Source organism: Xanthomonas sp. BRIP62415, from assembly GCF_003993515.1.
Lineage (GTDB): Bacteria > Pseudomonadota > Gammaproteobacteria > Xanthomonadales > Xanthomonadaceae > Xanthomonas > Xanthomonas euroxanthea.
Window position 1 is genome coordinate 12060 of sequence record NZ_QEZH01000031.1, and the last position, 25097, is coordinate 37156.

At 67.0% G+C, this 25097-nt stretch carries 20 protein-coding genes and 2 other RNA genes; 9 read left to right on the top strand and 13 right to left on the bottom strand.

The annotated features are described in order from the left end of the window. Positions 1–322: 322 nt before the first annotated feature. A complete protein-coding gene (locus EO141_RS16350; protein ID WP_127169699.1) occupies positions 323–1903 on the top strand; it encodes a CocE/NonD family hydrolase in 1581 nt (526 codons plus the stop codon). 1080 nt (positions 1904–2983) lie between these two features. On the opposite strand, the gene EO141_RS16360 is transcribed toward EO141_RS16350, so the two are convergent. Continuing rightward, positions 2984–3928, bottom strand: a complete 945-nt coding sequence (locus EO141_RS16360; RefSeq protein ID WP_119130956.1) for a DegV family protein — start codon at positions 3926–3928, stop codon at positions 2984–2986. A gap of 469 nt (positions 3929–4397) precedes the next feature. Between EO141_RS16360 and EO141_RS16365 the strand changes: the two genes are divergently transcribed. Next, entirely contained in the window at positions 4398–5213 is an 816-nt protein-coding gene (locus tag EO141_RS16365; RefSeq protein ID WP_127169700.1) for a cellulase, read from the top strand. Positions 5214–5732: 519 nt separating this feature from the next. Here EO141_RS16365 and EO141_RS16370 read toward each other — a convergent pair. From EO141_RS16370 to EO141_RS16390, 5 genes are all read right to left on the bottom strand, one after another. Continuing rightward, a complete protein-coding gene (locus EO141_RS16370) occupies positions 5733–6059 on the bottom strand; it encodes a hypothetical protein (protein WP_180708166.1) in 327 nt (108 codons plus the stop codon). Positions 6060–6203: 144 nt separating this feature from the next. Next, positions 6204–6620, bottom strand: a complete 417-nt coding sequence (locus tag EO141_RS16375) for a DUF2809 domain-containing protein (RefSeq protein ID WP_104583985.1) — start codon at positions 6618–6620, stop codon at positions 6204–6206. Further along, positions 6617–6871, bottom strand: a complete 255-nt coding sequence (locus EO141_RS16380; protein ID WP_127169701.1) for a hypothetical protein — start codon at positions 6869–6871, stop codon at positions 6617–6619. The genes EO141_RS16375 and EO141_RS16380 overlap by 4 nt, the downstream gene beginning before the upstream one ends. A gap of 140 nt (positions 6872–7011) precedes the next feature. Continuing rightward, positions 7012–8292: an amidohydrolase family protein gene (locus EO141_RS16385; RefSeq protein WP_127169702.1), complete on the bottom strand. Its 1281-nt coding sequence runs from the start codon at positions 8290–8292 to the stop codon at positions 7012–7014. After that, a complete protein-coding gene (locus EO141_RS16390; RefSeq protein WP_127169703.1) occupies positions 8289–9689 on the bottom strand; it encodes an amidohydrolase in 1401 nt (466 codons plus the stop codon). The genes EO141_RS16385 and EO141_RS16390 overlap by 4 nt, the downstream gene beginning before the upstream one ends. A gap of 140 nt (positions 9690–9829) precedes the next feature. On the opposite strand from EO141_RS16390, the gene EO141_RS16395 reads away from it, so the two are divergent. Next, positions 9830–10390, top strand: a complete 561-nt coding sequence (locus EO141_RS16395) for a DUF924 family protein (RefSeq protein WP_126941732.1) — start codon at positions 9830–9832, stop codon at positions 10388–10390. Positions 10391–10685: 295 nt separating this feature from the next. Here the strand turns inward: EO141_RS16395 and EO141_RS16400 are convergent, their stop codons facing one another. After that, on the bottom strand, positions 10686–11555 hold the full coding sequence (locus EO141_RS16400; RefSeq protein ID WP_127169704.1) for a hypothetical protein: 870 nt from the start codon (positions 11553–11555) through the stop codon (positions 10686–10688). A 224-nt stretch (positions 11556–11779) separates the two neighbouring features. Next, the gene (gene grxD, locus EO141_RS16405) at positions 11780–12706 is read right to left on the bottom strand and encodes a Grx4 family monothiol glutaredoxin (protein ID WP_115677945.1); all 927 of its coding nucleotides are present in this window, start codon (positions 12704–12706) and stop codon (positions 11780–11782) included. Positions 12707–12751: 45 nt separating this feature from the next. Here grxD and EO141_RS16410 point away from each other — a divergent pair, with 45 nt between their 5' ends. The 3 genes from EO141_RS16410 (at position 12752) to EO141_RS16420 (ending at position 16582) form a co-directional block, all read left to right on the top strand. Continuing rightward, a complete protein-coding gene (locus tag EO141_RS16410; RefSeq protein ID WP_206514814.1) occupies positions 12752–13543 on the top strand; it encodes a polysaccharide deacetylase family protein in 792 nt (263 codons plus the stop codon). Positions 13544–13830: 287 nt separating this feature from the next. Further along, positions 13831–16020: a TonB-dependent siderophore receptor gene (locus EO141_RS16415; RefSeq protein WP_127169706.1), complete on the top strand. Its 2190-nt coding sequence runs from the start codon at positions 13831–13833 to the stop codon at positions 16018–16020. Between the two features lie 486 nt (positions 16021–16506). After that, positions 16507–16582, top strand: a non-coding RNA gene (locus EO141_RS16420) — sX9 sRNA. A gap of 34 nt (positions 16583–16616) precedes the next feature. Here the strand turns inward: EO141_RS16420 and EO141_RS16425 are convergent. Genes EO141_RS16425 through EO141_RS16435 form a run of 3 tightly spaced genes read right to left on the bottom strand, consistent with a single transcriptional unit; the run spans position 16617 to position 19240 of the window. Continuing rightward, positions 16617–17288, bottom strand: a complete 672-nt coding sequence (locus tag EO141_RS16425; RefSeq protein WP_104648793.1) for a methyltransferase — start codon at positions 17286–17288, stop codon at positions 16617–16619. A gap of 57 nt (positions 17289–17345) precedes the next feature. After that, the gene (locus EO141_RS16430) at positions 17346–17969 is read right to left on the bottom strand and encodes an SGNH/GDSL hydrolase family protein (RefSeq protein ID WP_127169775.1); all 624 of its coding nucleotides are present in this window, start codon (positions 17967–17969) and stop codon (positions 17346–17348) included. Beyond that, a complete protein-coding gene (locus EO141_RS16435) occupies positions 17969–19240 on the bottom strand; it encodes a pyridoxal phosphate-dependent aminotransferase (RefSeq protein WP_127169707.1) in 1272 nt (423 codons plus the stop codon). Before EO141_RS16435 ends, EO141_RS16430 begins: the two co-directional genes overlap by 1 nt. A gap of 152 nt (positions 19241–19392) precedes the next feature. Here EO141_RS16435 and rsgA point away from each other — a divergent pair, with 152 nt between their 5' ends. The 3 genes from rsgA (at position 19393) to EO141_RS16450 (ending at position 22668) form a co-directional block, all read left to right on the top strand. Further along, entirely contained in the window at positions 19393–20484 is a 1092-nt protein-coding gene (gene rsgA, locus EO141_RS16440) for a ribosome small subunit-dependent GTPase A (protein WP_127169708.1), read from the top strand. Between the two features lie 2 nt (positions 20485–20486). Continuing rightward, entirely contained in the window at positions 20487–21749 is a 1263-nt protein-coding gene (locus EO141_RS16445) for a flavohemoglobin expression-modulating QEGLA motif protein (RefSeq protein WP_119130965.1), read from the top strand. Between the two features lie 238 nt (positions 21750–21987). Further along, the gene (locus EO141_RS16450) at positions 21988–22668 is read left to right on the top strand and encodes a type 1 glutamine amidotransferase domain-containing protein (RefSeq protein WP_127169776.1); all 681 of its coding nucleotides are present in this window, start codon (positions 21988–21990) and stop codon (positions 22666–22668) included. A gap of 68 nt (positions 22669–22736) precedes the next feature. On the opposite strand, the gene EO141_RS16455 is transcribed toward EO141_RS16450, so the two are convergent. Further along, positions 22737–22811: non-coding RNA, sX9 sRNA (locus EO141_RS16455), on the bottom strand. A 348-nt stretch (positions 22812–23159) separates the two neighbouring features. Then, positions 23160–25079 carry an alpha-amylase family protein gene (locus tag EO141_RS16460; RefSeq protein WP_127169709.1) on the bottom strand — a complete coding sequence of 640 codons (1920 nt, stop codon included), beginning with the start codon at positions 25077–25079 and terminating at the stop codon, positions 23160–23162. Positions 25080–25097 lie beyond the last annotated feature (18 nt).

A 25097-nucleotide genomic window follows, 5' to 3' on the forward strand; every position in this document is an offset into this window, starting at 1 on the left:
GGCGCCGGCCGGCTTGCACTTCAGCACGTGTCACGATTGCGGCGCCTACGCTCCGCCTCCCGATTCCCGAATCCCGAATCCCGATTCCCGATTCCCGATTCCCGATTCCCGAATCCCGAATCCCGAATCCCGATTCCCGATTCCCGATTCCCGATTCCCGATTCCCGATTCCCGATTCCCGATTCCCGATTCCCGATTCCCGATTCCCGGCCCTTGAGCCATACCGTACCGTCTGGTACGTTCGCGACGTTCTCCCCCGAACCACGGATGCATGGCAGCTGCCGCTGGGCCATCCCGGCCCGGCCTTGCGTGGGAGAGAACCATGAACAAGCCTTGGATCGGAGGCATCGCCGCACTGGCGTTGCTGGTGGCATCGGCGTCGGCGATGGCGGGCGCTTTCAGCAAGACCTATGAACGCATTCCCGGCTGGGATGGCGCGCCGATGGGCGCGCTGGTCCTGGTGCCGCAGGGGCAGGGCAGCGGGCCGTTTCCGCTGGTCGTGATGCCGGCCAGCTGGTCGTTGCCGAACCTGGAATACCTCGGCCGTGCGACCCAACTGGCCAGCGATGGCTACGTGGTCGTCAGCTATACCTCGCGCGGGTTCTGGGATTCGGCCGGGCAGATCGACATCGCCGGCGTCGACACGGTGGAAGACGTCAGCGCGGTGATCGACTGGGCGCTGGCGCATACACCGGCCAACCCGAACGCGATCGGTGCATCGGGCATCTCGTACGGAGCGGGCATCAGCCTGTTGGCGGCCGGGCGCGATCCGCGCATCAAGGCCGTGGCCGCGCTCAGCGGCTGGGCGGATCTGGAAGCGTCGCTGTATTCCAATCGCACCGTCAGCCAGCAAGGCGTTGGACTCCTGGTCGGTGCCGGCGCGCTGACCGGACGGCCCGGTCCGGATCTGGCGCAGATCAGCACACGGGTTGCCGTTGGCGATTACGACGGCGCAGTGCAGGGCTTCCTGCCGCAGGCCGCGTCGCGCAGCCCGGCAAGCGAGGTGGCTGCGCTCAATGCGCGGGGCACCGCGGTGCTGCTGGGCAATGCCTTCAACGATGGCCTGTTTCCGCCGAATCAGACCATCGCGTTCTTCAACCAGCTGCGCGGGCCCAAGCAATTGCTGCTCAGCCAGGGCGATCACGCCACGGCGGAACTGCCGGGCGCGCTGGGCCTGCCCAACGAGGTCTACACGGCGACCACGCGCTGGTTCGATCGTCATCTCAAGCAGGTGCGTAACGGGGTGGATGCAGAAGCGCCGGTGCGGCTGTCGCCGCGCGCAGGACAGTGGCTGGAGTACGCGGACTGGGCATCGGTGCAGCAGGGCACCACGCGCCTGGGGCTATCCGCACCGGCCGGGTTGCTCAGCCCCACCGGCGGCTTGATCGGCGGTACCGCCAGCGGATGGCAATCGCGCATCGCCACCGATGTGCCGACCTTGGCCGACTCGGGCGTGGTGCTGGTCAGCGGTCTGTTGCAAGGCATCGGCGTGCCGGTCACCACGTCGATTCCGTTGGTCAATCGCATCGGCGCGGCAGTGTGGGTGGGCGCGCCGTCAAGCACGGTACGCCGGCTGGCCGGCAGTCCATCGCTGCGCGTGACCGTGGTGCCCAGTCAGTCGAAGGTGAGCCTGTTCGCGTATCTGTACCGCATGGATGCAGTGGGCGTGGCGCAATTGGTCACGCATGCGCCGTATTCTCTGCGCGGGGCCACGCCGGGCCGCGCAGTGACGCTGGATTGGCCGCTGCAAGCGGCTGCTGCGGAGATTCCGGCAGGGCAGCGCCTGGTGCTGGTGATCGACACGCACGACGCGCGTTATACCGATGCCAGCGATGGCGGCGGCACAGTGACGTTTACCTCGCCGGTGGCAACGCCTTCGGTATTGAATGTGCCGCTGCGGTAACGCTGCGCCGAGCTAATGGCGCGGTGAGTTGTCGGCCGCATACACCCGATCAGGTGTACGCGTGGATCAATCGCCCTTTATTGAATGCGTAACGGCAACCCACCCGGACACGACCGACCTGATCGGCGGGGTGTCCTTTCCGGCGCCGGCAGTGTTGCAGAGCGTCAGGGCGGTTGCCTGGCTGCTGGGATCAGCGGTAGAGCAGTCGATCTGGCGCTTGGCTGCAGGGCCCTTGCCCGCCCACCATCGCGGGACACGCCGCAAGTACGTCCATGTAGGCTCTTACGCGGCATCCATGCCGCGTAAGGTCCCGCGACGGTGGGCGGGCAAGGGCCAGTCGAGATGGTCGGTACGCAAGGTTAAGAGCAGCGCCGGACGCGCCTTGTTCGATCGTGAAGCATCTGCACACCGCCGCATTACAGGCAGCTTTCAGATGAGCGCCGACCCACTGTCTGGTGCGGTGTCCTCGCCGGTTGCAGGACCGTGTGGCGGCATGGATGCCGCCACCGAGCCCCCATGGACGGGTTTACGGCGTGTCCCGCAAGCGGTGAGGACGCCGCGCCTTCGACGCTGCGAGTTTGCTGCAGGGCCCTTGCCCGCCCACCATCGCAGGACACGCCGCAAGTACGTCCATGTAGGCTCCGGCGCGGCATCCATGCCGCTCAGGGTCCCGCGACAGTGAGCGGGCAAGGACCAGTCGAGATGGTCGATACGCAAAGTAAGAGCAGTGCTGGGTGCGCCTTGTTCAATCGTGAAGCATCGGCTCCACGTCTGATGCACACCGCACGAGAGACAGCTTTCAGATGAGCGCCGACCCACTGTCTGGTGCGGTGTCCTCGCCGGTTGCGGGACCGTGTGGCGGCATGGATGCCGCCACCGAGCCCCCATCGACGGGTTTACGGCGTGTCCCGCAAGCGGTGTGGGCACCGCGCACTCGACGCACCAGGTCTTTTGATTGCATCTAACAAGTGATGCCGCGACTCAAGCTGTCAGTTGCGTTTGTGTCGGTCCACGGCGTATCCCGCGAGCAGTGAGGACGCCACCGTCGACCATGTTTTTCATGGCCAAGAATGCATGCGGTCAAGCCGAGAATGTATGCGCTTCGGCCGCAAATGCCACTGCCAGTGCGCCCTTGCCGACGTTGACCATGCCGGTCAGGCTCATCACGCTTTCGAATAGTTCCACGTTGTGTGTCTGGCAGGCGTTCTGCAAGGCGGCGTAACCGGGAAGCGCGTGCAACTCGGCCAGTTCGCCGCCGTAGCCCACGCACACGGTCGGCGTCATCAAGCCCGCGCGGATCCTGCGCACGGCAAAGCCGAACAGCTTCTCTGCCGACGGCTCGAAGCCCTTCAGCTTGGCCACCGGCTCGGTGATGCCGCGGTAGGCGCGCAGCACCGGCTTGATATCCAGCGCGCTGCCGAGCGCGGCGCCGATCAGGCCAACGCTGCGGTCGCCCTTGCTGCGCGCACGCGCGCGCAGGTAGTAGAGATCGCGCGGAATCATGTAGCCATAGGTGTGCTCGGCCAGTTGTTCGAGCCGGCTGCGGATTGCCGCCACGCCCTGACCCCGTTCGCGCAGGCGCACCGCTTCCACTGCCGTGATGCCCTGGCCGGCGAACAGGTTGAGGGTATCGATCACGCGCAGCGCGAATGGCGAGGTGTGGCCGGCGGCCTGCCGGATCGGCTTGTAATCGTTGAGGATCGCGAAGCTTGCCTGCATCGCGTTGTCGAAGATCTGGCTGCGCAGCTTGGAGATGGTCAGGCAGAACACATGGTCGTAGTCGATGACCAGCCGTTGCAGGAACAGGTCGCGAATCTGATTGACCGAAAATGGCGTGGTTTCCGCCTCGTGTCCGCGCTCGGCCACATGCGCCTGCAGAAAGCTCAGCGTCGCTTCCTCATCGCGGTGGTCGGCCAGCACCGCTTCGCCGATGCGTACGCTGATCGGCAACACGATGACGCTGTTGCGTTGAATAAAGTCTTGCGGCAAATCGCAGGCACTGTCCACCACGATTCCGATGCGCATCGTCGCCCCCTCCGGCTGTTGCGTTATCTGTGCTTGCGAACGCTATCGCAAAACCGGAGAGGCGAGTAGAGCTGACAGCTCGGTGCCGGTACGCCGAGGGCCGCGTGGTGGAAGCCTGACTGCCGACAGGCAAGCTCGGCGCGTACGACGCGCCTGGAGCAAGCAGCCGCAGGGCGGCCAGCAGACGGACCACGCCTCATGTGGCTCTGCACCATTCGCGTGCACTGCGCCGTCATGCAGATGACCGATACATGCAGTGACGCTGCCATTTGCACTGCGAACTGCGGATCGGCGCACGCTTCGGCTGTCAGCTAGCGCCCGCTATCGCAGATGACGAGCGAGGCCTGCCGCAATTGCTATAGCTCCCGTCACAACCCCGCTGCTAGGGTCCAACGCGACCGCTGCAAGGCGGCTTCTCGACGCTGCCGCACCGGCATCGCCGCGCTGAACCCACACGGAGAGAGTCGACATGCAAAACAGCCAATCCAGCATCCTTACACAGACCGTCACACAGGCACCGACCACACGGCGGCGCGCATCGCGCTGGTGGAAGGCTGCGCTCGCCGTAGGTCTGGTGGCCCTGGCGCCAGCGGCGCTGGCCGGTCCCTACAAGATCTTTGGCAACCACTACGCGTGGGTCAACAACTTCAATGATCCCAACAACATCATCCAGGGCACGTTCGGCACCGGCAGTACGCCGGAGCTGACCGTCACCTTCAACTTCGCCGACTACAACCTCTACGGCTACCCGGCGATCGTGCGTGGTTGGCACTACGACTGGAATCCGACCACCGACACGCTGTTTCCGCGGCAGATTTCCTCATTGAGCAAGATCCCGCTCAAGTTCACCTACAGCGCGGGCGGCACCAATCTCGCGGGCGACTTTGCCTACGACATCTTCTTCCGCTGGGATACCGCCAAGGGCAACCCGCAGCTGGAAGTGATGATCTGGGGCGACCACAACTCCTGGCCGATCGGCACACTGACTGCCAGCAAGGTGATCACCGCGGGCGGGCGCACCTTCGACCTGTGGGAGGGCTTCAACTCCGGTGCCGGCTATTACGTCTACACCTTCATCCCGACCGGCACCGCCGGGCAGGCCACGCTCAAGACCAGCGGCAGCCTCAACGTGGACGCCAAGCCCTTCCTCAACTGGTTGCAGACCAACCGGTCCAAGGATGGGCGCTACAACAACAGCATGTACCTGCACGCAGTCGAAGCCGGTTTCGAAGTGGTCCGCGGCAACGGCTGGGCCAAGGTCAGCGCGACGCTGGATGCACAGTAAGCACGGCGCCCGTCGGCCGCATGGCTGAGGGTGCAGCTGGTTTGATCACGGCGTGCAGCACACCACGCGCCGGTTCCCGTATCGTATACGCCGGCCTGGCATTCATCGAAGAGAGCCGGCTGCGTGGGAACCAACCAGCTGGCAAGGTGCGCGGCGCATGCAGTGCATGCGTCGCGCTCCGGGTGAGACCATGGTGACCGGGTCGCATGATTTCGCCTGCGCTCTGTTGTTCTGCAACGACATCGGCAAGGGCAATCCGCAGCTGGACGCGATGCGCCGGGGTGCCGGCAATGCGTCGGCGCCGGGCGCTCAATGGCCGCCACGGGACTGCGCTGTATCTACAGCTGGCCAATGCCACGCCGTCTGATATCTACCGCGTACAACATGTGTCGCTGCAACGCTGTGCCGGTCACCTTCGTCTGCGATGCGGATGCACGCGGGAAGATGCTGGGGCATTGCGATGCGGCAGCCGGGCACTGCACTCCTGTGGTTCAGCGCACTGCCGTTGTCGGCGCAGCGTCAGCGCAGGGCGTCGCGCGCCGAGGCGATGGCCGCCATCCACTGCTCGCGTTTGCCGAGCACGAAACGGTGCTCGCCGCCCTCATGCAACTGCAGCGCCAGCGATGTCGGTGCCACCGGCAGCAGGCCGAACAGGCGCGTCCAGCGTGGTTGCATTGTTGCGATCTGGGTCAGGTGCACGGTCAGCGACCGGGTCTGTATGTTGTAGGGGTGCGGCTGGAAATGCAGCGCATCGGCGGTCAGGATCAGTCGCCCGCCGACCGCTTCCAGGCCGCGTTGCAGATTGGCCGGCGCCTGGCGCAACACGACGCGGTCGATCGAGCGCAAGCCGCCGCCTTGAAACAGCGAGCTCACTGTGACGCAGCGGCGGCGCAGCGACGCCGTTGCTGCCGCTGCACAGACAGGACGCCGGTGCTGTCGATCAGTGCCGATGAGGAGAAGACAAACATGCGCTAGGCCCGAAGGAGTGCATCAATGCGGCATTTGCCGCCGGGAAGACGCGGCGACACGGCATGACGCCACATCGCCGATGTATGCCACGCCGCCGCCGACCAGATACATCAGCAGATCGTGCACGGTGGCGGTGTTGCCTAGTGCGATGTAGGCCGCGCTGCCCGGGCGCAGCCCGAGCCGGTCGGCCAGGTGCATCGCCTGCAGCCCTTCGATCAGGCACCCGATCGCGACCGCCAGCACGCTCGCCCAGCGGGGCGATAACGCAAGCACGCCGCGCAACCCGCAATACACCAGGATCACCGCCAGCACATCGCCCAGGCTGCCGCGCACCCAGGGCCCGCCAAGTGTGCCCGCGCCGATCGCCACTTCGATGACAAACACGGCGAGTGCGATCAGCAGGTACACCCAGCGCACGCCTGGTGCCATGCGTGTCATTGTGCGAACAGCGCATGGCCGGGACCGACATGATCGACTGCCGTGATCTGCGCCACGCGGTCGCCGGGCGGATTGCGGTGTTGCTCCCGGTCCGCATCGGAGGTCACCGCGAGGCTGGCGCCCACGTCCTGCACGGTGCTGCGGCTGGGCGAGGCGGGAACCGACGGGTCCTGCCGGTCCCGGCCCGACTGGGCGAGGGCAGCGAATGGCCGCAGCGTCAGCGATGACATCAGGATGCAGCACACACGCATGGGCAATCCTTATGCGGACGATGCCGCCGGCACGCTGCCGGCGGAGAGGGCATGCAGTGTGCCAGCCCACGCGGCAACGGCGGCTGTCGCAATGTGGCGGTATCGCCCCGGCGGCGCGCGCAAACGCGCGCCGCCTGCGCTCACTTCAGATAGGCGCGCGGCAACGCGCCGGCCGCTTGCATGTAACGGTCGCGCAGCTCGGTCTGGCGTGAACGCATCGGCATGTCGCGACCGCCCAGCCAGACCTGCTCGGCATAGTGGGCGACATCCAGCGGGTCGCCTTCCCACAGCACCAGGTCGGCCTGCTTGCCGACCGCGATGCTGCCGATGCGATCGGCCACGCCGAAGATCTCTGCCGGCACCCGGGTCAGGCCGGCCAGGCCCGCTTCCCACGGCAAGCCGTTGGCCACCGCATTGCCGGCCAGCTGGCGCTGTTTGCGTGCGTTGTGCGAGGCATCGCCGCTCTGGGCAAAGCTGACCTCCACGCCGGCCGCGCGCAGACGTGCGGCGTTTTCCAGCGTCGCGCCGATCTGGTCGAAGGTGGACGGCAGGTCCGCCAGCGCGTCCACCAGCACCGGCACGTTGGCCTGCGCCAGTTGCGGTGCGAGCTTCCAGGCCTCGGTGCCGCCGGCAATGGCGATGCGTACCTTTTCGCGCTGCGCCCAACGCAGCAGCTGGCGGATGTCGGCGGCGCGCTCCACCTGCACCACGATGCGGCCTTGCCCGGCCAGGTATTTGGCCAGCACGCTGCGGCCGACCGGGGTCAGCAGCGCGTGCGGCGAATCGGCCGGCACGCGTCCGCGCGCTTCGGCCACCAGTTGGTCGAGCAGCATCCATTGCGCGGCACGCGAGCTGCCGGTCAGATCGGATGCCGCCGCACCGATGCGGATGAACAAGGCATGCGGGCCGACCGGGTCCGGGCTGCCGTCCAGCCGCACCACGCCGCCTTGCCCGGCGATGAAGGCACCGCTGGTGGTCGCACCCAATGCAGTGAAGCCGATGCCTTCCACGCGCGCCACCGGCACCAGCACCGAGTCGGGGTTGTAGGCCAGGGTGACGTCGAATTCCGGGCGCATCGGCTGGTCGCTGAGCTTGACGCCGCTGTCCACGGTGCTGTCTTCGCCGGAGACTTCCTCGACGCCGATCTCGGTGATGCCGCCGAACAAGGCCGGCGTCAGCGGGCGGCCCCTGGCCTCGACCACGCGGCCATCGGTGGGCACGGCCAGGTTGCGGCCGATCGCGCGGATCACCCCGCCCTGCACCAGCACATCGGTATCGCGCAGCGTGCCTTGTGCGGTGGCGGTATGCACGGTGGCGCCACGGATCAGCACCTGCTGGCCGAATGCGGGCAATGCCAGCACTGCCAGGACCATTGCGGAGATCGCGCGCAGACGCGGGCGAACCAGGCTGGCGCGGCTCATCGTGCCACCTCCTGGCCGAGCATGAAGTCCGAGACCGGCTGCAGTGCGCGGTTACGGCGGTCGTAGACCTGCGCGCCGTCGATGTAGACCTGTTCGGCCAGCGCGTAGGAGCTGAAGGGGTTGCCGTTCCACACCACCACATCGCCCATCTTGCCCGGCTCCAGTGCGCCGGTCTGCTGCTCGATGCCCAGCGCCTTGGCGGCGTTGCTGGTGAGCCAGCGGATCGCACGTTCGGGCGGGATCTCCATGCCGCTGCGGCGCGCATTGGCGAGCACCTTGGCCGCTTCCTGGTTCAGGCGCTGGATGCCTTCTTCCGAATCCGAATGCACGATGGCGCAGCTGTTGGCCGGGCGGTCGACCAGCGCGATGTTTTCCTGGATGCCGTCAAAGGCTTCCATCTTGAAGCCCCACCAGTCGGCCCACAGCGCGCCGCAGACGTTGTCCTGCGCCAGCCGGTCGGCCAGCTTGTAGGCTTCCACGCCGTGGTGGAAGGCGGCGATGTGGAAGCCGAATTCCTTGGACAGGTCCAGCATGGTCGCCATCTCGTCGGCGCGGTAGCAGTGGATATGCACGCGGATGTCGCCGTTGATCGCGCCGGCCAGCGTATCGAGCTTGAGATCGCGCTTGCCGCCGGCATCGCCGCTGCTGTCGTTGTCGCCGCCGCGGCTCCACCAGTGGCGCTTCTTTTCGGCCTTCTTCTTCGGTGCGTTCTTCTGCAGGTACTCGGCCGCATCGATGAAGGCGGCGCGGTAGCCGGCCACGTTGCCCATGCGGGTGGCGGGGCCGCCCTTCTCGCCGTACACGCGCTTGGGGTTCTCGCCGCAGGCCATCTTCAGGCCCCAGGGCGCACCGGGAAACTTCATGCCCTGGTAGGTCGTGGAGGCCACGTTCTTGAGGGTGACGCCGCGCCCGCCGATCAGGTTGGCCGAGCCCGGCAGGACCTGCAGCGAGGTGACGCCGCCGGCCAGGGCGGTGCCGAAGCCGGGGTCCTGCGGCCAGATCGAATGCTCGGCCCACACGTTCGGGGTGACCGGTGCGGTCATCTCGTTGCCATCGCTATGCGCGCTGACGCCGGGGCTGGGATACACGCCCAGATGCGAGTGCACGTCGATGATGCCGGGGGTGACCCACTTGCCGGTGCCGTCGATGCGGCGCACATCGGCCGGCGCCTCCACCCCGCGCCCGACCGCAGCCACCTTGCCGTCGCGCAGCAGTACGTCGGCGTCGTCCAGCCGCTGGCCGGTGCCGGTGAGCACCGTGGCGTGCTGGATCAGCACCGGACCGGACGCGAGCGCGTGGTAGGTGCTGGGATAGGGGTCTTGCACGAAACGCGATGCCGCAGACGCAGGCCCGCACAGCAGCGCCGCGCCAAGGGCGGCGAACAGGATGGAACGCATGGATTTCCCCGGTGTAACGAAAACGTCAGCCGCAAACCTAGCGGCCGGCGGCGTGCTTGCCAAGTGCTGCATTGCCGGTGGCGGCGGCCTCATCACATGCGCATGGGCATGCTATGCCGTATTCGTCAGGGGAAACGTCGATGATCGTCAAATCAGAACGCAACAAACAGGCCGATGTGGTGCTGGCTTTCTGGGAGCTGGCCGGCTCGGCCCGCTGGTTCACCCACAACGATGCGTTCGATGCCAACTTCCGCCAGCATTTCAGCGAACAGCACTTTGCGGCGGCGCGTGGCGAGTATGCGCACTGGATGGAACGCGCGGAGGATGCATTGGCCTTGCTGATCCTGCTCGACCAATTCCCGCGCAACGCGTTCCGCGGCAGCGCGCATGCCTACGCCACCGACGGCCTGGCGCTGTCCTGCGCGCGGCAGGCGCTCGCCAGCGGCTTCGATCAGCAGGTCTCGGCGCAGTTGCGGCTGTTTTTCTATCTGCCGTTCGAGCATGCCGAAGACCTGCAGGCGCAGGCGCGTTCGGTGCAGCTGATCACCGCGCTGGACGATGCAGAAACCACGCGCTGGGCGGTGGAGCACCAGCAGATCATCCAGCGCTTCGGACGCTTCCCGCATCGCAATGCGGTGCTGGGGCGTGAAACCACCGCCGAAGAGCAGCGGTTTCTCGACGACGGTGGATTTGCCGGCTGAGGGACGGCGGCTGTGGCCTGCGCGCTTGCACGCTGCTGCGGCTTTCCCGCACTGCGCACGTGCGTCTGGGCAGGCGGATCGGGTGCAGTGATCGATGCGGATCGATCGATGACTCACCTGCGCGCGATGTCGACCGCCGATCGATATCGTGCAGTCACGCCGTGACATCAATGGCTTGGCGCCGCCCATGCGCGGATGACTTGCACGACGACGAGCAGCGTTTTTTCTGGATCCCGCCGGTCATGCAGCGCGGCGCCGATACCGATACGGGCATTGGCCATCGTGCTGCAGCTGATCAACAGCCGCCCATCAAGCCTTCCGAACGCCAGTTGGTGCCTTCGCCCAGCAGCAGATAGAAGCCATAGCTCTCGTAGCCGCTTTCCGACAGCACGAAGTCGAGCGTGCCGTTGCCGTCGATATCGCCGAACTGCAGCAGATGCGTGCGCAGTGGCAGGTCTTCGCAATCGTCGCAGCCGCTGGCCGCGCTGCCCTTGCGGAACTGCCAGCGGCTGCCGTCGTGTTCGAAGATCGCAAGCACCACGAGGACGCCGGTCGGGTTGTCCGGGTTGCCGGTTTTGGTCGGGTGATTGGAGGTCAGCACGGCCACACGTCGCTGCGGCTGCCGGGTGTCGGTAAAGACCTGCAGCGCCGCCAGATCCTGTGCACGATCGGCAGTGAATGCCGTCAACGCCTGGGCCAGCGCCGCAGGCGTGACGCTCTTGCGCAGCTGCGCGGCCTCCCCGACCTGGCGCAACAGCTCGGTCTGTTCGACAGCGGTGGCGTTGCGGGTCGCAAAGCGTTTGCCAGGATTGAGATCCACCGTCGCCAACAACGGCGAATTGGACAGCGTTGCGGTGCCCTTCAAACGCAGCTTTGCGGTGCCGCCGCACATGCTGTTGTCATCGACGGTCAGCGACGCAAGCTGCACGCTGCCGGTGGACACGCCCGCATCGAAGACCTGCAGCGGCTGGCTCAGCAGCGACCTGGGCATGCTGGACTCCTTCGCGACGCCGCGACCCAGCCACACCGGAACGTATTCCAGCGGGTCTTCGGTCGGCTGGCTGTCGTAGGTCTGTACCAGCATGACCGCGCGCGCCGGTTCGGCGGCCTGTGCGGCCAGCGGCAACAGCGCGGCCAGTACGAGAGCGGGCAGGCGGGTGTGCATTGCAGCAAGTCCTTGTGGGTGGCGATCCATGAAAAAAACGGACGCTCCGTGGAGCGCCCGTTTCGGGGTATGCAACGTAGCAAACGCGGCTTAAGAACCTGGCAGGCGATTTTCAGCCGGCTGCTGCCGTCGGGTGTGGACGCCGTGCGGTGACTATCGTGCCTGCGGACTGCATGCAGCTGAAGGGCACCGGCCGTGCCCTCCTGGCAATCCGCCGTCTGGCCTCAGTACTTGGCCACGCCGTTGTCCACTTCGTCCGACCATGCGTCGATGCCGCCAGTGACGTTGTAGACGTTGCTGAAGCCCAGGCCGCGGAAGTGCTCGGCCGCCTGCAGGCTGCGCCCGCCGCGGTGGCACAGGAACGCCAGCGGGGTGTCCTTGGGCAACTGCTCGATGGCGGCGCGCTCGTGCGCATCCAGCGTGCGGAACGGCGCCGCAACCGTGGCCAGGGCGCGTTCGTCGGCCGGGCGCACGTCCACCAGGGTCAGCGTACCGGCCTTCAGGCGGTCGTCGGCATCGCGCACCGACAGCTCCTGCACCGGCTTGGGTGCATTGGGATTGTCGATGGCCAGGCCACGACCACGGATGTCGTCCACCCAGTCGATGGTGATGCCGTCGGCGCGGCGGGCGCTGGCCAGGTCGAACTGCACGCGCAGGCCGTTGGACTCGGCAGCGATGGCGTTCGGGTTGGTCGGCGCCAGCTGGAAGTTGGGCTGGAAGTTGGCATCGATGGCCAGCGTCAGCGAGGCATCCGGCGCATCGGCCAGCGCGCCCTTGAGCATCTCGACCGCGGCCGGGGTGATGGTGATCCTGGGCGGAGTCCGGTCTGGCGCCTGCAGGCCGAGCATGCTGCTCAACTCACCGCTGTCGGCCATCTGCAGGATGATGTCGCTGCCGCCGATCAACTCGCCGTCCACATACAGCTGCGGAATGGTCGGCCAGTCGCCATAGGCCTTGATGCCTTCGCGGATCTCCTGGTCGGCCAGCACGTTGACGTGGGCATAGTCGATGCCCAGGCCGTCCAGCACGCCGACCGCCTTGGCCGAAAAACCGCACTGCGGCATGCCGGGCTGGCCTTTCATGAAGAGCACCACGCGGCTGGATTGCAGCAGCGTATCGATGCGGGAACGCAGGGCGGGATCGAGGGACATGGCAGCACTTCGGTCAGATCGTGGAGTCCGGGCATTCTACGCCGCATGGCATCATGCGGCATGACCACGCTTCAAACGCTGTATCGCATCCCCTCGCACCCCTACCGCTGGGTCGGCCTGCTGGCCCTCTCGCAGGCAGCGGTGGCGCTGCTGTGGTGGCATCTGGGCTGGGTCTGGGGCGTGCCGGCGTTGCTGCTGTCGCATGCGGCGTTCGTGGTGCCGGTGTTCCTGCCGCGCGCGCGTCTGTACGCGCCGGTGCTGGCGCGCCTGCCGGGCCGAGCCCCGCAGGTATGGCTGACCATCGACGACGGCCCCTCCGACGACACCCCGGCGATCCTGAAGCTGCTGGACGCCTTCGACGCCAAGGCCACCTTCTTCGTGGTCGGCGCACGCGCCGAGCAGCGGCCTGAACTGGTGCGCGAGATCGTGCGTCGCGGGCACGGCATCGGCAACCACAGCCATACCCATCCGCAGGCCTGGTTCTGGGCGCTGGGACCGCATCGCATGGCGCAGGAAATCGGCCAGGCGCAGCGCGTGCTGGCCACCATCACCGGGCAGGCGCCACGGCTGTACCGCTCGGTGGTGGGTATGACCAATCCCTTCGTCGCCTCGCCGCTGCGGGCGCACGGACTGACCCGCGTGGCCTGGAGCGCGCGCGGTTTCGACGGGGTGCGTTGCGAGCCGGATGCCACCGTGGCCCGCATCGTGCGCGACCTGCGCCCCGGCGCCATCGTGCTGCTGCACGAAGGCGCCGCGCACGGACACAACCTCACCATCCTGCGCGGCGTACTGGAGGCGATGCACGCGCGCGGCCTGGCCGGGCGGCGTCCGGACTGAGGTCCTGCGGACCGCGTCGCGATGAGGTGACGCGGGTCCACGCAGGGATGATCCATCGTCCGTGTCTGCCGGACCTGCTCCGGTATGGCGCATCGTCTGTAGTGGCGGAGCCGCCCGGAGCCAGCGGCGTCGAAACCCGGCGCTGATCCACGCATGTATTGACAGCGATTTAACGTGGATCGACCATGCGCCCCCCAGCCAGCAAACGGTGCGCGCCTTTCGAGGGCGCTGCCGACGCCAGCCTCAAGCCGTCATCGACGGCCATATCCGCTCTTGAGGCTGACCCCATGTCCCATCGCATCGTCCCTGCGCGCGCGCTTGCGCGTGCGGATCTCCGTTCGCCGCAGCTCCCGCTGGCGTCCTCCCTGCTGGCGCTGGCCTGCGCATGGCCATTGGCGGCTGCGGCGCAATCGAGCACGCGCGACCCGGTCGATTTGGACCGCCTGCAGATCCAGGCCCATCGCGGTGCCGCGACCGAAGGCACCGATTCCTACACTGCCGATGTCGCGCGTAGTTCGACCCGGCTGGAGCTGTCGCTGCGCGAGACGCCGCAGTCGGTGGTGGTGGTGACCCGCCAGCAGATCGTCGACCGCAACCTGCAATCGCTGCAGGACGTCACCGACACCGTCGCCGGCTTCAACTCGCCAACCTGGGACACCGAGCGCACCTACATCAACGCGCGCGGCTTTGAAGTGGACTACTACCGCATCGACGGCATTCCCACCGACTACACCGGCGATGTGCAGCAGAACATGGCGATCTACGACCGGGTGGAAATCGTCCGCGGCGCCAACGGCCTGACCTCCGGTGCGGGCAACCCGGCGGCATCGATCGACCTGGTGCGCAAGCATGCCGACAGCGATGTGTTCACCGGTCGCGTCGATCTGTCGGCAGGGCGCTGGGACCGCTATCGCGGCACGCTCGACCTGCAATCGCCCTTGAACGCCGCCGGCAACGTGCGTGGGCGGGTGGTGGCCAGCTATGAAGACAAGCAATCGTTCCGCGATTACTACAGCAAGCAATCGTCGCTGTTCTACGGCATCGTCGATGCCGATTTCAGCGACGCCACCCGCGGCTATGCCGGCGTCAACAAGCAGCGCAACGACGGCCGCGCGACCACCTGGGGCGGCGTGCCGGCGTACTTCAGCGACGGCAGCCGCACCGACTTTGCACGCTCGGATTCGTTCACGCCGCGCTGGGCGCGCGGCGTGGCCGACACCACCAATGCCTTCGCCGGCCTGACCCATCGCTTCGACAACGGTGCGCAGCTGCACGTGGAGTACTCGCATCAGCGTTTCGAAGCCGATTGGAAGTCGGTGCTGTTCGGCTACTTCGATTACCCGGACCGCGCTACCGGCCTGGGCCTTGCCACCAACTTTGGCGGGCGCTATCCCACACTCACTGCGCAAAACAGCCTGGATGCCTACCTCAGCGTGCCGCTGACCTGGTGGGGCCGCAACCACGAGCTGATCGCCGGTGCCACCTGGATGAACCGCAACGTGCGCAGCTGGTCCAACGAGCCCGAGCCGTCGCAGTCACTGACGGCCGAAAGCGTCTACGCCTGGACCGGCAGCATGGCGCAGCCGCAATGGACGCCGCTGGTGAAGGGCGAAGAACGCGATGTGCGCCAGGTGGCCGCCTACGCCGCCGGCCGTTTCAGCCTGACCGACGCGCTTACCGCCATCGTCGGCGCGCGCGTCACCGACTGGAAGAACACCGACCAACTGGTGCCGGCCAACACCTACGAGCGCCGTGGCCGCACCACGCCGTACGCCGGCCTGATCCTGGATGTGGACGACCACCATTCCCTCTATGCCAGCTATACCGGCATCTTCAAGCCGCAAAACAACCGCGATCGCGGCGGGCGCTATCTCGCCCCGCTGGAAGGCAACAGCTACGAGGTCGGTGCCAAGGGCGAATACCTCGGCGGCCAGCTCAATGCGGCACTGGCGTTGTTCCGGATCGAGCAGGACAACCTGGCGGTGAACGATCCCGGGCAACTGGTGCCGGGCACCACCACTCAGGCCTTCCTCGCGGCGAAGGGCACGGTCAGCCAGGGCGTGGAGTTCCAGCTCGATGGGCAGCTGTCCGAGCAATGGCGGATTGCATTCGGCTTTGCCCAGTTCGATGCCAATGATGCCAGCGGCGTCGATGTCAATCCGACCAGCCCGCGTCGCGAGGCCACCCTGTTCACCAGCTGGCAGACCGGCCCGTGGCGCGTGGGCGGTGGCCTGAGCTGGCAGTCGGCCATCCACGACTTGATGTCCGCGCCACAGGGCGGCACGCAGCGGCTGAGCCAGGGCAGCGTGGTGCTGGCCAACGCAATGGCGCGCTACGACATCAACCAGGCATGGTCGGCGCAGCTCAACGTGCGCAACCTGTTCGACCGCACCTACTACGCCAACATCGTCTACCAGAGCCAGTTGATCTACGGCGACCCGCGCGATGTGGAGCTGACGCTGTCCTGGAAGTTTTGACCTTGCTCCAGACGACAGGCTTTGACGGTATCCATGCCGCTACCGAGCCTCCACGGACGGGTTCACGGCGTGTCCCGTGAGCGATGAGGGCACCGCGCACTCGGCGAACCAGGCATTTGCCTGCATCCAAACGGCGCGGTAACTCGGTGACTTGGTTGTCCCGAAGTGATTGGTCGGCGCGGATAGATCAGGTGTGGAGCGGCTGCTCTGCGACTTCGCTGCAGGGCCCTTGCCCTCCCACCGTCGCGGGACACGCCGCAAGTACGTCCTTGTAGGCTCTTACGCGGCATCCGTGCCGCGTAAGGTCCCGCGACGGTGGGCGGGCAAGGACCCGTCGAGATGGTCGGTGTGCACAGCTTTCAACAAGGCAACCAGCGGATTCTCTGGGGTGGTGGTGCACCGCCCTCGAACAACGTGGCCCAGGATCATCCGCATGACGTCAACAGCGGCTGTCAACACGGCTGCGCGGCCGGTGCCCGTTGCGGCATGTGCTACGCGTACACCCCGGTTTCCGCGTGCCGTCCACATCCGTCCGGCGAACGCGCGTTACGTTTCATCAGCCGTTCTAAATCGAGCCAGGCACGTTGCGCACGGCCTCAGCGCGGCTCGGCCACGATCAGCCAGTTGTTGAACGGGGTGTTGCCGTACAACGGCGCAAAGGTGGCACGTAGACCGGCGGCATCCAGTTGCGCCTGCAGGCTGTCGCGGGTGGGATAGCTGCGCGGCATGCGCTGCATCCAGCCGCTCAGATGCGCCAGCACGTCGGTCACGCGGCTGGTGCGGCCACGGCTGCTGGCATCGCCCAACGCGCTGCGGATCACCAGCTTCGCACCCGGCGTCAGCATCTGCGCCACGCTGCGCAGCAGGCTGGCCTGCATGTCGGCCTGCAGATACTGCAGCACATCCAGAATGGTCACGCTGCCGCGGTGTTGCGGCCAGGCCACGCTCAGGTCGACCACGGCGAACTGCGTAGTGCCCAGTGCCGAGCGCTGCGCGATGTGTTGCGCGCGGCGGATCTTGGACGCGTCCACATCCACCCCGTGATACGCCAGTGCCTGGCCGTCGGCGCGCAACGCGTGCGCGAGCAGGCCCAGCCCACAGCCCAGATCCAGCACCGGCGCAGTGGTGCTGCGCAACTCGGCCAGCACGCCCGGATACAGCGGATCGGTGCGCAGCTTGGCCTGCGTGTAGTAGTAGTCGTAGCGATTGCCCAGCGGATGCGGCGGCAGAAATGCGCGCGCGATTGCCAGCGCCTGCGTGCGGCTCATGGGTTGGGTGGCGGTGCTGTGCAATGTCGTTCCTTGGCAGTGAGGCGTGTTGCGCGGCTAGCTTAGGGCATCGCGCGCTGCAGGCAGTGCCAATACGGTCCAGCGCGCATACATGGCGCAGGAGGGATGCAGGCCATCGTCGACCAGCATGTCGGCAGCAGCGCCGCCATCGCGGCTGGTGGCGGTGATGTCGACAAAGCGTACCGAGCGTGCGGCGCAACGTTCGGCGGCCACGCTGTTGAAGGCGTCGATCTGGGCACCGATCAGCGCCGCATCGCCGCCGTGTGCATGCGCAAACGGGGTCAGCCCCCAGTCCGGAATCGACAGCACGAACACGCGCGGCGCAATACCGCCGGCCAACTCGATTGCACGCAGCAACAACGCATCGAACTGGCTGCGGTACTCGTCCAGCGAGCGCCCGCGGTACTGGTTGTTGACGCCGATCAGCAGGCTCACCAGATCGAACAGCCCCTGCGGCGCAGCGGCTTCCAGACCGGCCTGCAATTCGTCGGTAGTCCAGCCGGTGGTGGCGATGATCTGCGGCGGCGCCACATTCCAGCCGTAGGCACGCAAACCGTCCACCAGTTGCGCCGGCCAGCGCTGCCCGGGGGCGACCCCTTCGCCGATGGTGTAGGAATCGCCGAGCGCCAGATAGCGCAGCGGCGTGCCGGCCACCGCCATCACGCCACGCTGCGCGACTTGAGCGGCACCACCTTGGTCACCGCCTCGGCGCGGCGCGCGAGGGCACGGTCGATGCGTGCGAACACATCGCGCATCACCGCCGCCTCCGGCATCAAGGTCACGCGGAAGTGGTGGCGATAGGGCACGTTGAAGCTGGACCCCGGCACCACCAGCACGCCTTCCTCGTTCATCAGGTCGAGCGCGAATGCGTGGTCGTCGAAGTTGCGCGCGGCCGGCCCGACCACTGCCGGAAATGCATACAGCGCACCGGCCGGCGCCACCAGCGACAGGTGCTCGCTGGCCGCGCAGGCCTCGATCACCGCGCGGCGGGTTTCGTACAGACGGCCGCCCGGCGCACACAGCGCCGAGATGGTGTCGGGCCCGTTGACGGCCGCATCGATGGCGTACTGGCCCGGCACGTTGGCGCACAGCCGCAGCGCGCCGAGCAGGTCCATCGCGTTGCGCAGGTCATTGATGCGCGACTGCTCGCCCGACAACAGCGCCCAGCCCACGCGCCAGCCGCAGGCGCGGTGCACCTTGCTCAGGCCGCTGAAGGTGATGCACGGGTGCGCACCGGCCAGTGGCGCCACCGGCACGAAGGCGGCATCGTCGTAGAGCACCTGGTCGTAGATCTCATCGACCATCAGCAGCAGGTTGTGCTTGCTGGCGATGGCCACGATGCGCTCCAGCAACTCACGCGAATAACTGGCGCCGCTGGGGTTGTTCGGATTGATCAGCACGATGGCGCGGGTGCGCGAGGACACCAGCGTCTCGATCTCCACCGGGTCCGGCTGGAAGCCGTTTTCCGGCGCGCAGCGGTAGTACACCGGACGGCCATCGTTGAGGATGGTGGCGGCCGACCACAGCGGATAGTCGGGCGAGGGCACCAGCACTTCGTCGCCGGGATTGAGCAGCGCACGCAGCGACAGGTCGATCAGCTCGCTGACGCCGTTGCCGACGAAGATGCGGTCCGGATGCGCATCCGGGTGCTGGCGCCGCGCATACGCGGTGGCAATCGCCTCGCGCGCCTCCGGCAGGCCTTGCTGATGGGTGTACGGATCGGTGCGGCCCATGTCGTCGGCGATCGCGCGCTGCAGATGCTCCGGCGCGCGGAACCCGAAGGCACCCGGGTTACCGATATTGAGCTTGATCAGCTTGCGGCCCTGCGCCTCCAGTTCCCGCGCTCGTCGCGCCAGCTCGCCCCGGATTTCGTAGCGGACTTCGGACAGACGCTCGCGGATGGCGAGCGGCTTTTGCGGGGCAGTGGACATGCGACGGGCCGGTTGTAGGCGTGAGGCTTGGCATGGTAGCGGAAATAGGACAGGCGGACATGCTTGCATCGGCAACGATGTCAAGGGGCGCTTCAGGGCCGGCGCAGGGCCGATTGCACAAGCCGCTGCGGCCAGCCAGCTAGAATCGCCCCATGAGCAACGCACCTCCCGATTACCCCACCCTCCAATCCATCGGCTGGCCCTGGCCTGGCCCTGCTGAAGACCCGGCCTGGCAGGCACTGTTCGCCGCGCATCCGCAGGCGCTGCCGGCGCGGGTGGTGGAACAGCACCGCACCGGCTATGTGGTGGCCGATACGCCGGAGGCCGGTCTCAAGGCCGAATCATTGCCGGAGTGGCAGCGGCCGCGGTTTCCCAGCCATGAGCGGGCGTCGGTGGGCGATTGGGTGCTGATGGAAGGCAAGCGCATCGTGGCCTTGCTGCCGCGGCGCACCTCGATCAAGCGTGGCGCGGCCGGCGAGCATTACCACCAGCAGGTGATCGCGGCCAACATCGATACGGTGTTCATCGTGTGCGGGCTGGATGCGGACTTCAATCCGCGCCGCATCGAACGCTATCTGCTGCTGGTCGGCGGCGGCGGTGCCGAGCCGGTGGTGGTGCTGACCAAGGCCGACCAGACAGAATACGCCGAGGACGCATTGGCGGTGCTGGAGGAGCTGGAAGCGCAGAACATCCCGCTGCGCGCGGTCAACGCCAAGGATCCGGACAGCGTGGCGGCGCTGCGACCATGGCTGGGCGATGGCCGTACCGCGGTGCTGGTGGGCTCGTCGGGCGCGGGCAAGTCTACGCTGACCAATACCCTGCTCGGGTCGCAGAAGATGAAGACCAATGCGGTGCGCGAGAACGATTCGCGCGGCCGGCATACCACCACCCACCGCGCGCTGATTCCGTTGCCGTCCGGTGCCTGCCTGATCGACACGCCCGGCATGCGCGAGCTCAAGCCCACCGGCGAAGAGGATCTGGCCGAGGGTGGCTTCTCCGATGTGGAGGCGCTGGCGGCGCAGTGCCGCTTCAACGATTGCGCGCATATCGCCGAGCCCGGTTGTGCGGTGCGTGCGGCGATCGAGGCCGATACGCTGGATCCGGAACGGGTGGCCAACTACATGAAGCTGCGCGTGGAAGTGGCCGCTGCGGCCGAAAAGCTCGCCACGCGCCTGGCGCAGAACAACCGGGGCAAGGGATCGGGCCGGCGGCCCGCCAGCGTCGATCGCACCGGGCGACGCTGAGCATGCCATCGCGCAAGGGCCCGCCGGACATCGTCCACCACGCGGCGCTGGATGCGCGCCTGGTCAAGGCCGTGCGTGGCGTGCGCCTGCTCGCCCTGGCGAGCTGGCCGCGCTCGCTGCAGGAGCCGTTCCTGCAGAGCGTGGCGCGCGGGCAACCGGAGCTGCCGCAGGTGGAGTACCCGGCGCTGGACTTTGGCGACACCCGGCGCGAACTGTCCGCGATCGCCAGGGCGGCCGACCCGCACCATCCGATCGGCGCCTACCTGATCGATTCGACCCATAGCTGGGATCTGGCCGCCGGCCTGCTGGAGTCGCTGGGCACTTCCGCAGTCAGCGATTACTCGGCGCAGCTGTTCGGGGTGCCCGACGACCCAATGCCGGGCAACGGCCCGAGCACGCGCGAGGCGGCGCGGCATTTCATCCAGATCGCGCAGGAGCTGGACCGCGAGCTGCTGGCGCCCGAAGAGCAGGTGCCGGTGTCGGCCACCGCCTTGCGCATGCAACTGCAGAACGATCTGGACGCGTTCTTCGAAGGGCGCGTCATCACCGTCACGCTGGATCCGGATCTGCTGGCCAAGGCGGCCGCAGGTGCACACCGCATCCGCCTGCGCACGGGCGCCACCTTCAGCGATTACGACCGTGCGCAGCTGTTCCATCACGAGGCCCTGGTGCATTCGCTCACCGCGCTCAACGGGCGCGCGCAGCTGCACCTGCCCAGCCTGGGCATTTCCTCGCCGCGCACCACCGCCACGCAGGAAGGCCTGGCGACCTTTGCCGAGCAGATCACCGGCAGCATCGACATCGAACGCATGAAGCGCATCAGCCTGCGCATCGAGGCGATTGCGATGGCGCGCTCGGGCGCGGATTTCATCGAGGTGTTCCGTTACTTCACTGCCGGCGGGCAGAGCGCGGCGGAGAGCTTTTCCTCGGCGCAGCGGGTATTCCGCGGCGTGCCGACCTCCGGCGGCGGCGCCTTCACCAAGGACACGGTGTACCTGCGCGGGCTGGTCGCGGTGCACACGTTCTTCCGGCATGCCTTGCAGCGCGACCAGCTGCAGCTATGCCGCTACCTGTTCGCCGGCAAGATGGCGCTGGGCGATGTGGCGCGCCTTGCGCCCTTGTTCGACAGCGGCGTGCTGGTCGCACCGCGCTGGTTGCCGCCGTGGGTGAGCCGGGTCAGCGGGCTGGCCGGCATGCTGGCGTTTTCGTTGTTCGCCAACCGCATCCGCATGGATCAGCTGCAGCCGCCGGCAATGAATGTCTGACCATCGTTACGCCAGCTTGCGAACAGGCGCCGGGCAGGTGCAAGCGCGCAGCGCGCTGCCGCTAGTCGCACCTCACTCGTGGATGCTGGGCGATGCCGCCGCCCGCCTTGATTGCATCGCCGCCCCACGTGGCGCTGAACCGCATGCGTCGCGCAGACGCGTTCTACACGATGTTGCAACGGGCTGATCCGGACACTGGTTGCCTCGCCCGAGACGGGCCATGACACGAGGCAATGCGATGAAGATCCTGATGGTGCTCACGTCCCACGACCAGCTCGGCGATACCGGCAAGAAGACCGGCTTCTGGCTGGAAGAGTTCGCCGCGCCGTACTACGTGTTCAAGGATGCCGGCGCCGACATCACCCTGGTCTCGCCCAAGGGCGGGCAACCGCCGCTGGATCCCAAGAGCGACGAGCCCGACGCGCAGACCGAAGCGACCAAGCGCTTCAAGCAGGACGCCGACGCGCAAAAGGCCCTGGCAAGTACGCATCGCCTGGCAGACGTGAAGGCTGAGGACTTCGATGCGGTGTTCTACCCGGGCGGCCATGGTCCGTTGTGGGATCTGGCCGAAGACGCGGATTCGATCGCGCTGATCGAAGCGTTCGCCGTGGCCAACAAGCCGCATGGCCTGGTGTGCCACGCACCGGGCGCGCTGCGCCGCGTCAAGGGCAGCGATGGCAAGCCGCTGGTCAGCGGCCGCCGCGTCACCGGCTTCACCAATGGCGAGGAAGAGGGCGTGGGCCTGACCAAGATCGTGCCGTTCCTGGTCGAAGACGTGCTGACCGAGCTCGGCGGCCGCTACGAGAAGGGCGCCGACTGGGGCGTGCACGTGGTCACCGACGGCATGCTGGTCACCGGCCAGAACCCGGCTTCGTCGGAGAAGGCTGCCGAGGCGTTGCTCGAGTTGTCGAAGCGCTGATTCTTCGGTTGTCCTATGGTGGCGCAAGGACGGCCACCGGAAAGACAGTGCGGCGTTTGATCTGGAGCGGCGAACAAAGCGTAGCGATCATTCGTCGGTGGGTGCGGAAGGTGCGGAGCAACCGGCGTGTACGCGTGGGATACACCGGTGCCGAGCTGCGGCCGCATCCTTCCAACGCTGAGCGCAGGAGTTCTTAGCGATTCTATCGTGCGCCTTCAAAATGCAGCGGCATCCGAATGCAGCGGCATCCGACAGCCCGATGCAATCCGGTGTTTGTAATCAAGCGCACCGACCATCCAGATTGGCTCTTGCCCGCCTACCGTCGCGGGCTCTCACGCGGCATGGATGCCACGTAAGAGCCTACACGGACGTACTTGCGGCGTGTTCCGCGATGGTGGGCGGGCAAGGGCCCGGCAGCTAGGTCACAGATCGTCCGCTCTGGCTGCAGATCGTTCGCCCTGCAGGAGCGCTACGAACCTGCACCATATCGTTCAAGCAATACGCTCCAGCCAGCGCACTGCATAAGCCGGCAGCACCAGCCGCATGGCATCGCCCAGCGATTCGGTAGCCGCCTCGCTGCCATCCGCCAACACAGTCCACCGGCCGGCCCCAAGTGCGGCAAGCTCCACCGTGAGCGGTTGCTCGCCGAAGTTGTGTACGGCCACAAAGTCATCGCCACGGGTCAACGCAAACAGACGTGAATCGCCCAGCGCAATGCTTCCCAGCGCCTGACTGGCAGCCAGTGCGGGCAGCGCGGCACGCTGCCGGATCAATCCACGTAGCCGGCGATACACCGTGCCGCTCACGCTGGCTGCAACATCGCGCTGTGCTGCACGCTGCCAATCCATTGCCGGGCGATGCAACCAGCGACCTTCGTGCTGACGCTGCGGATCGTCGCGGTAGCTGCCGTCGTTGGGCAGGGCGAGCTCGTCGCCCATATAGATCAACGGCACGCCCGGCATCGCCAGTGCGATGGCATAGAGCAACACCAGCCGATCCACCGCCATGCTCAACGCCGCCGCGTCACCGGATTCCTGCGCGGCCTGGATGCCGGCCAGTGCGGCGGCCATGCCGTTGGTGCCGTGCACGCCATCACCGCTGCTCTGGAAGCTCTCGCCGCGGGCATAACTGCCCGGCGCCTGGTTGGCATAGAAGCGCGCGACATCGCGCAGCGCGAATGGCGGCTGCGCGGCGTTGCCGGCGGCTTCGTGTTGCAGCACGTTCCAGCCGATGTCGTCGTGGCAGCGCACATAGCTCAGCCACGCGCAGTTGGCCGGCAAGGGCGGGCTATGCGCGATGACGTTGTGCAGGATGTCGCCGCGTTGCAGCGCCAGCGCCGACCAGCCGGCCGCCATCAGCGTGCTGTGATAGGCCAGGTGGCATTCGTGGCCCTGGTCCGCACCGCTGCCGAAGTAGGGCGGCAATTGCGTCATCGGCACGATGGCTTCGGCCTTCATCACCACCGACGGCGCCACGATATCGGTGACCGCGCGTAGCGCCACCAGCAGGGTATGCGCCTCGGGTTGATTCATGCAGTCGGTGCCGGTGCGCTTCCACAGATACGCGGTGGAATCCAGACGGAAGGCTTCCACACCCAGGTTGGCCAGCTGCAGCATCGCCAGCGCCATCTCGCCGAATACTGCCGGGTTGCTCCAGTTCAGATCCCACTGATAGGGATAGAAGGTGGTCCACATCCACTGGCCGGTGGCATCCACCCAGGTGAAATTGCCGGGTGCGGTATGCGGGAACACCTGCCCCAGCGTGGCTTCGTACTGATCGGGCTGCGTGCGATCGGCGAAGTGATGGTAGTAGTCGAGATAGCGCGCATCGCCGGCCCGCGCCGCCTGCGCCCAGGCGTGATCGTCGGCGGTATGGTTAAGCACGAAATCGGCGCACAGGCTGATGCCGGCCTCGCGCAGGCGTGTGGTCAGCGCGACGAGATCATCGTTGCTGCCCAGGCTCGGCTCCACCTGGCCATAATCGCTGACCGCAAAGCCGCCGTCGTTATCGCCGGCGCGCGCGCGCAGGAACGGCAGCAGGTGCAGATAGCGCACACCCAGTTCCTGCAGGTACGGCACGCGTTCGGCCACGCCCTGCAGCGTGCCGGCGAAGCGGTCCACGTAGGCGCTGTAGCCCAGCATGTGCTGCCCGCCGAACCAGCCGGGCTGGCGCGCGGTGTCCAGCTGTTGCAGCGGTTGCGGGCGCTGCTGTGCGAGGCTGCCCAACGCAGCCATCCACTGCGTCAGCCAGGCCGCTGTGTCGGGGCGTGCGCCGTACAGGGTGTGCAGGGCATCCAGCAGGCGCGGCGCGTGCCGGTCGAAGCGTGGCAAGAGCGTGCTCGCACGCTGCGGGTCCAGCGGCGCGGCAAAGGCCGCGCGCACTGCAGGGAGATCGGTGGGGGAGGTGCTCATTGGCAGGCGCCGGGACGA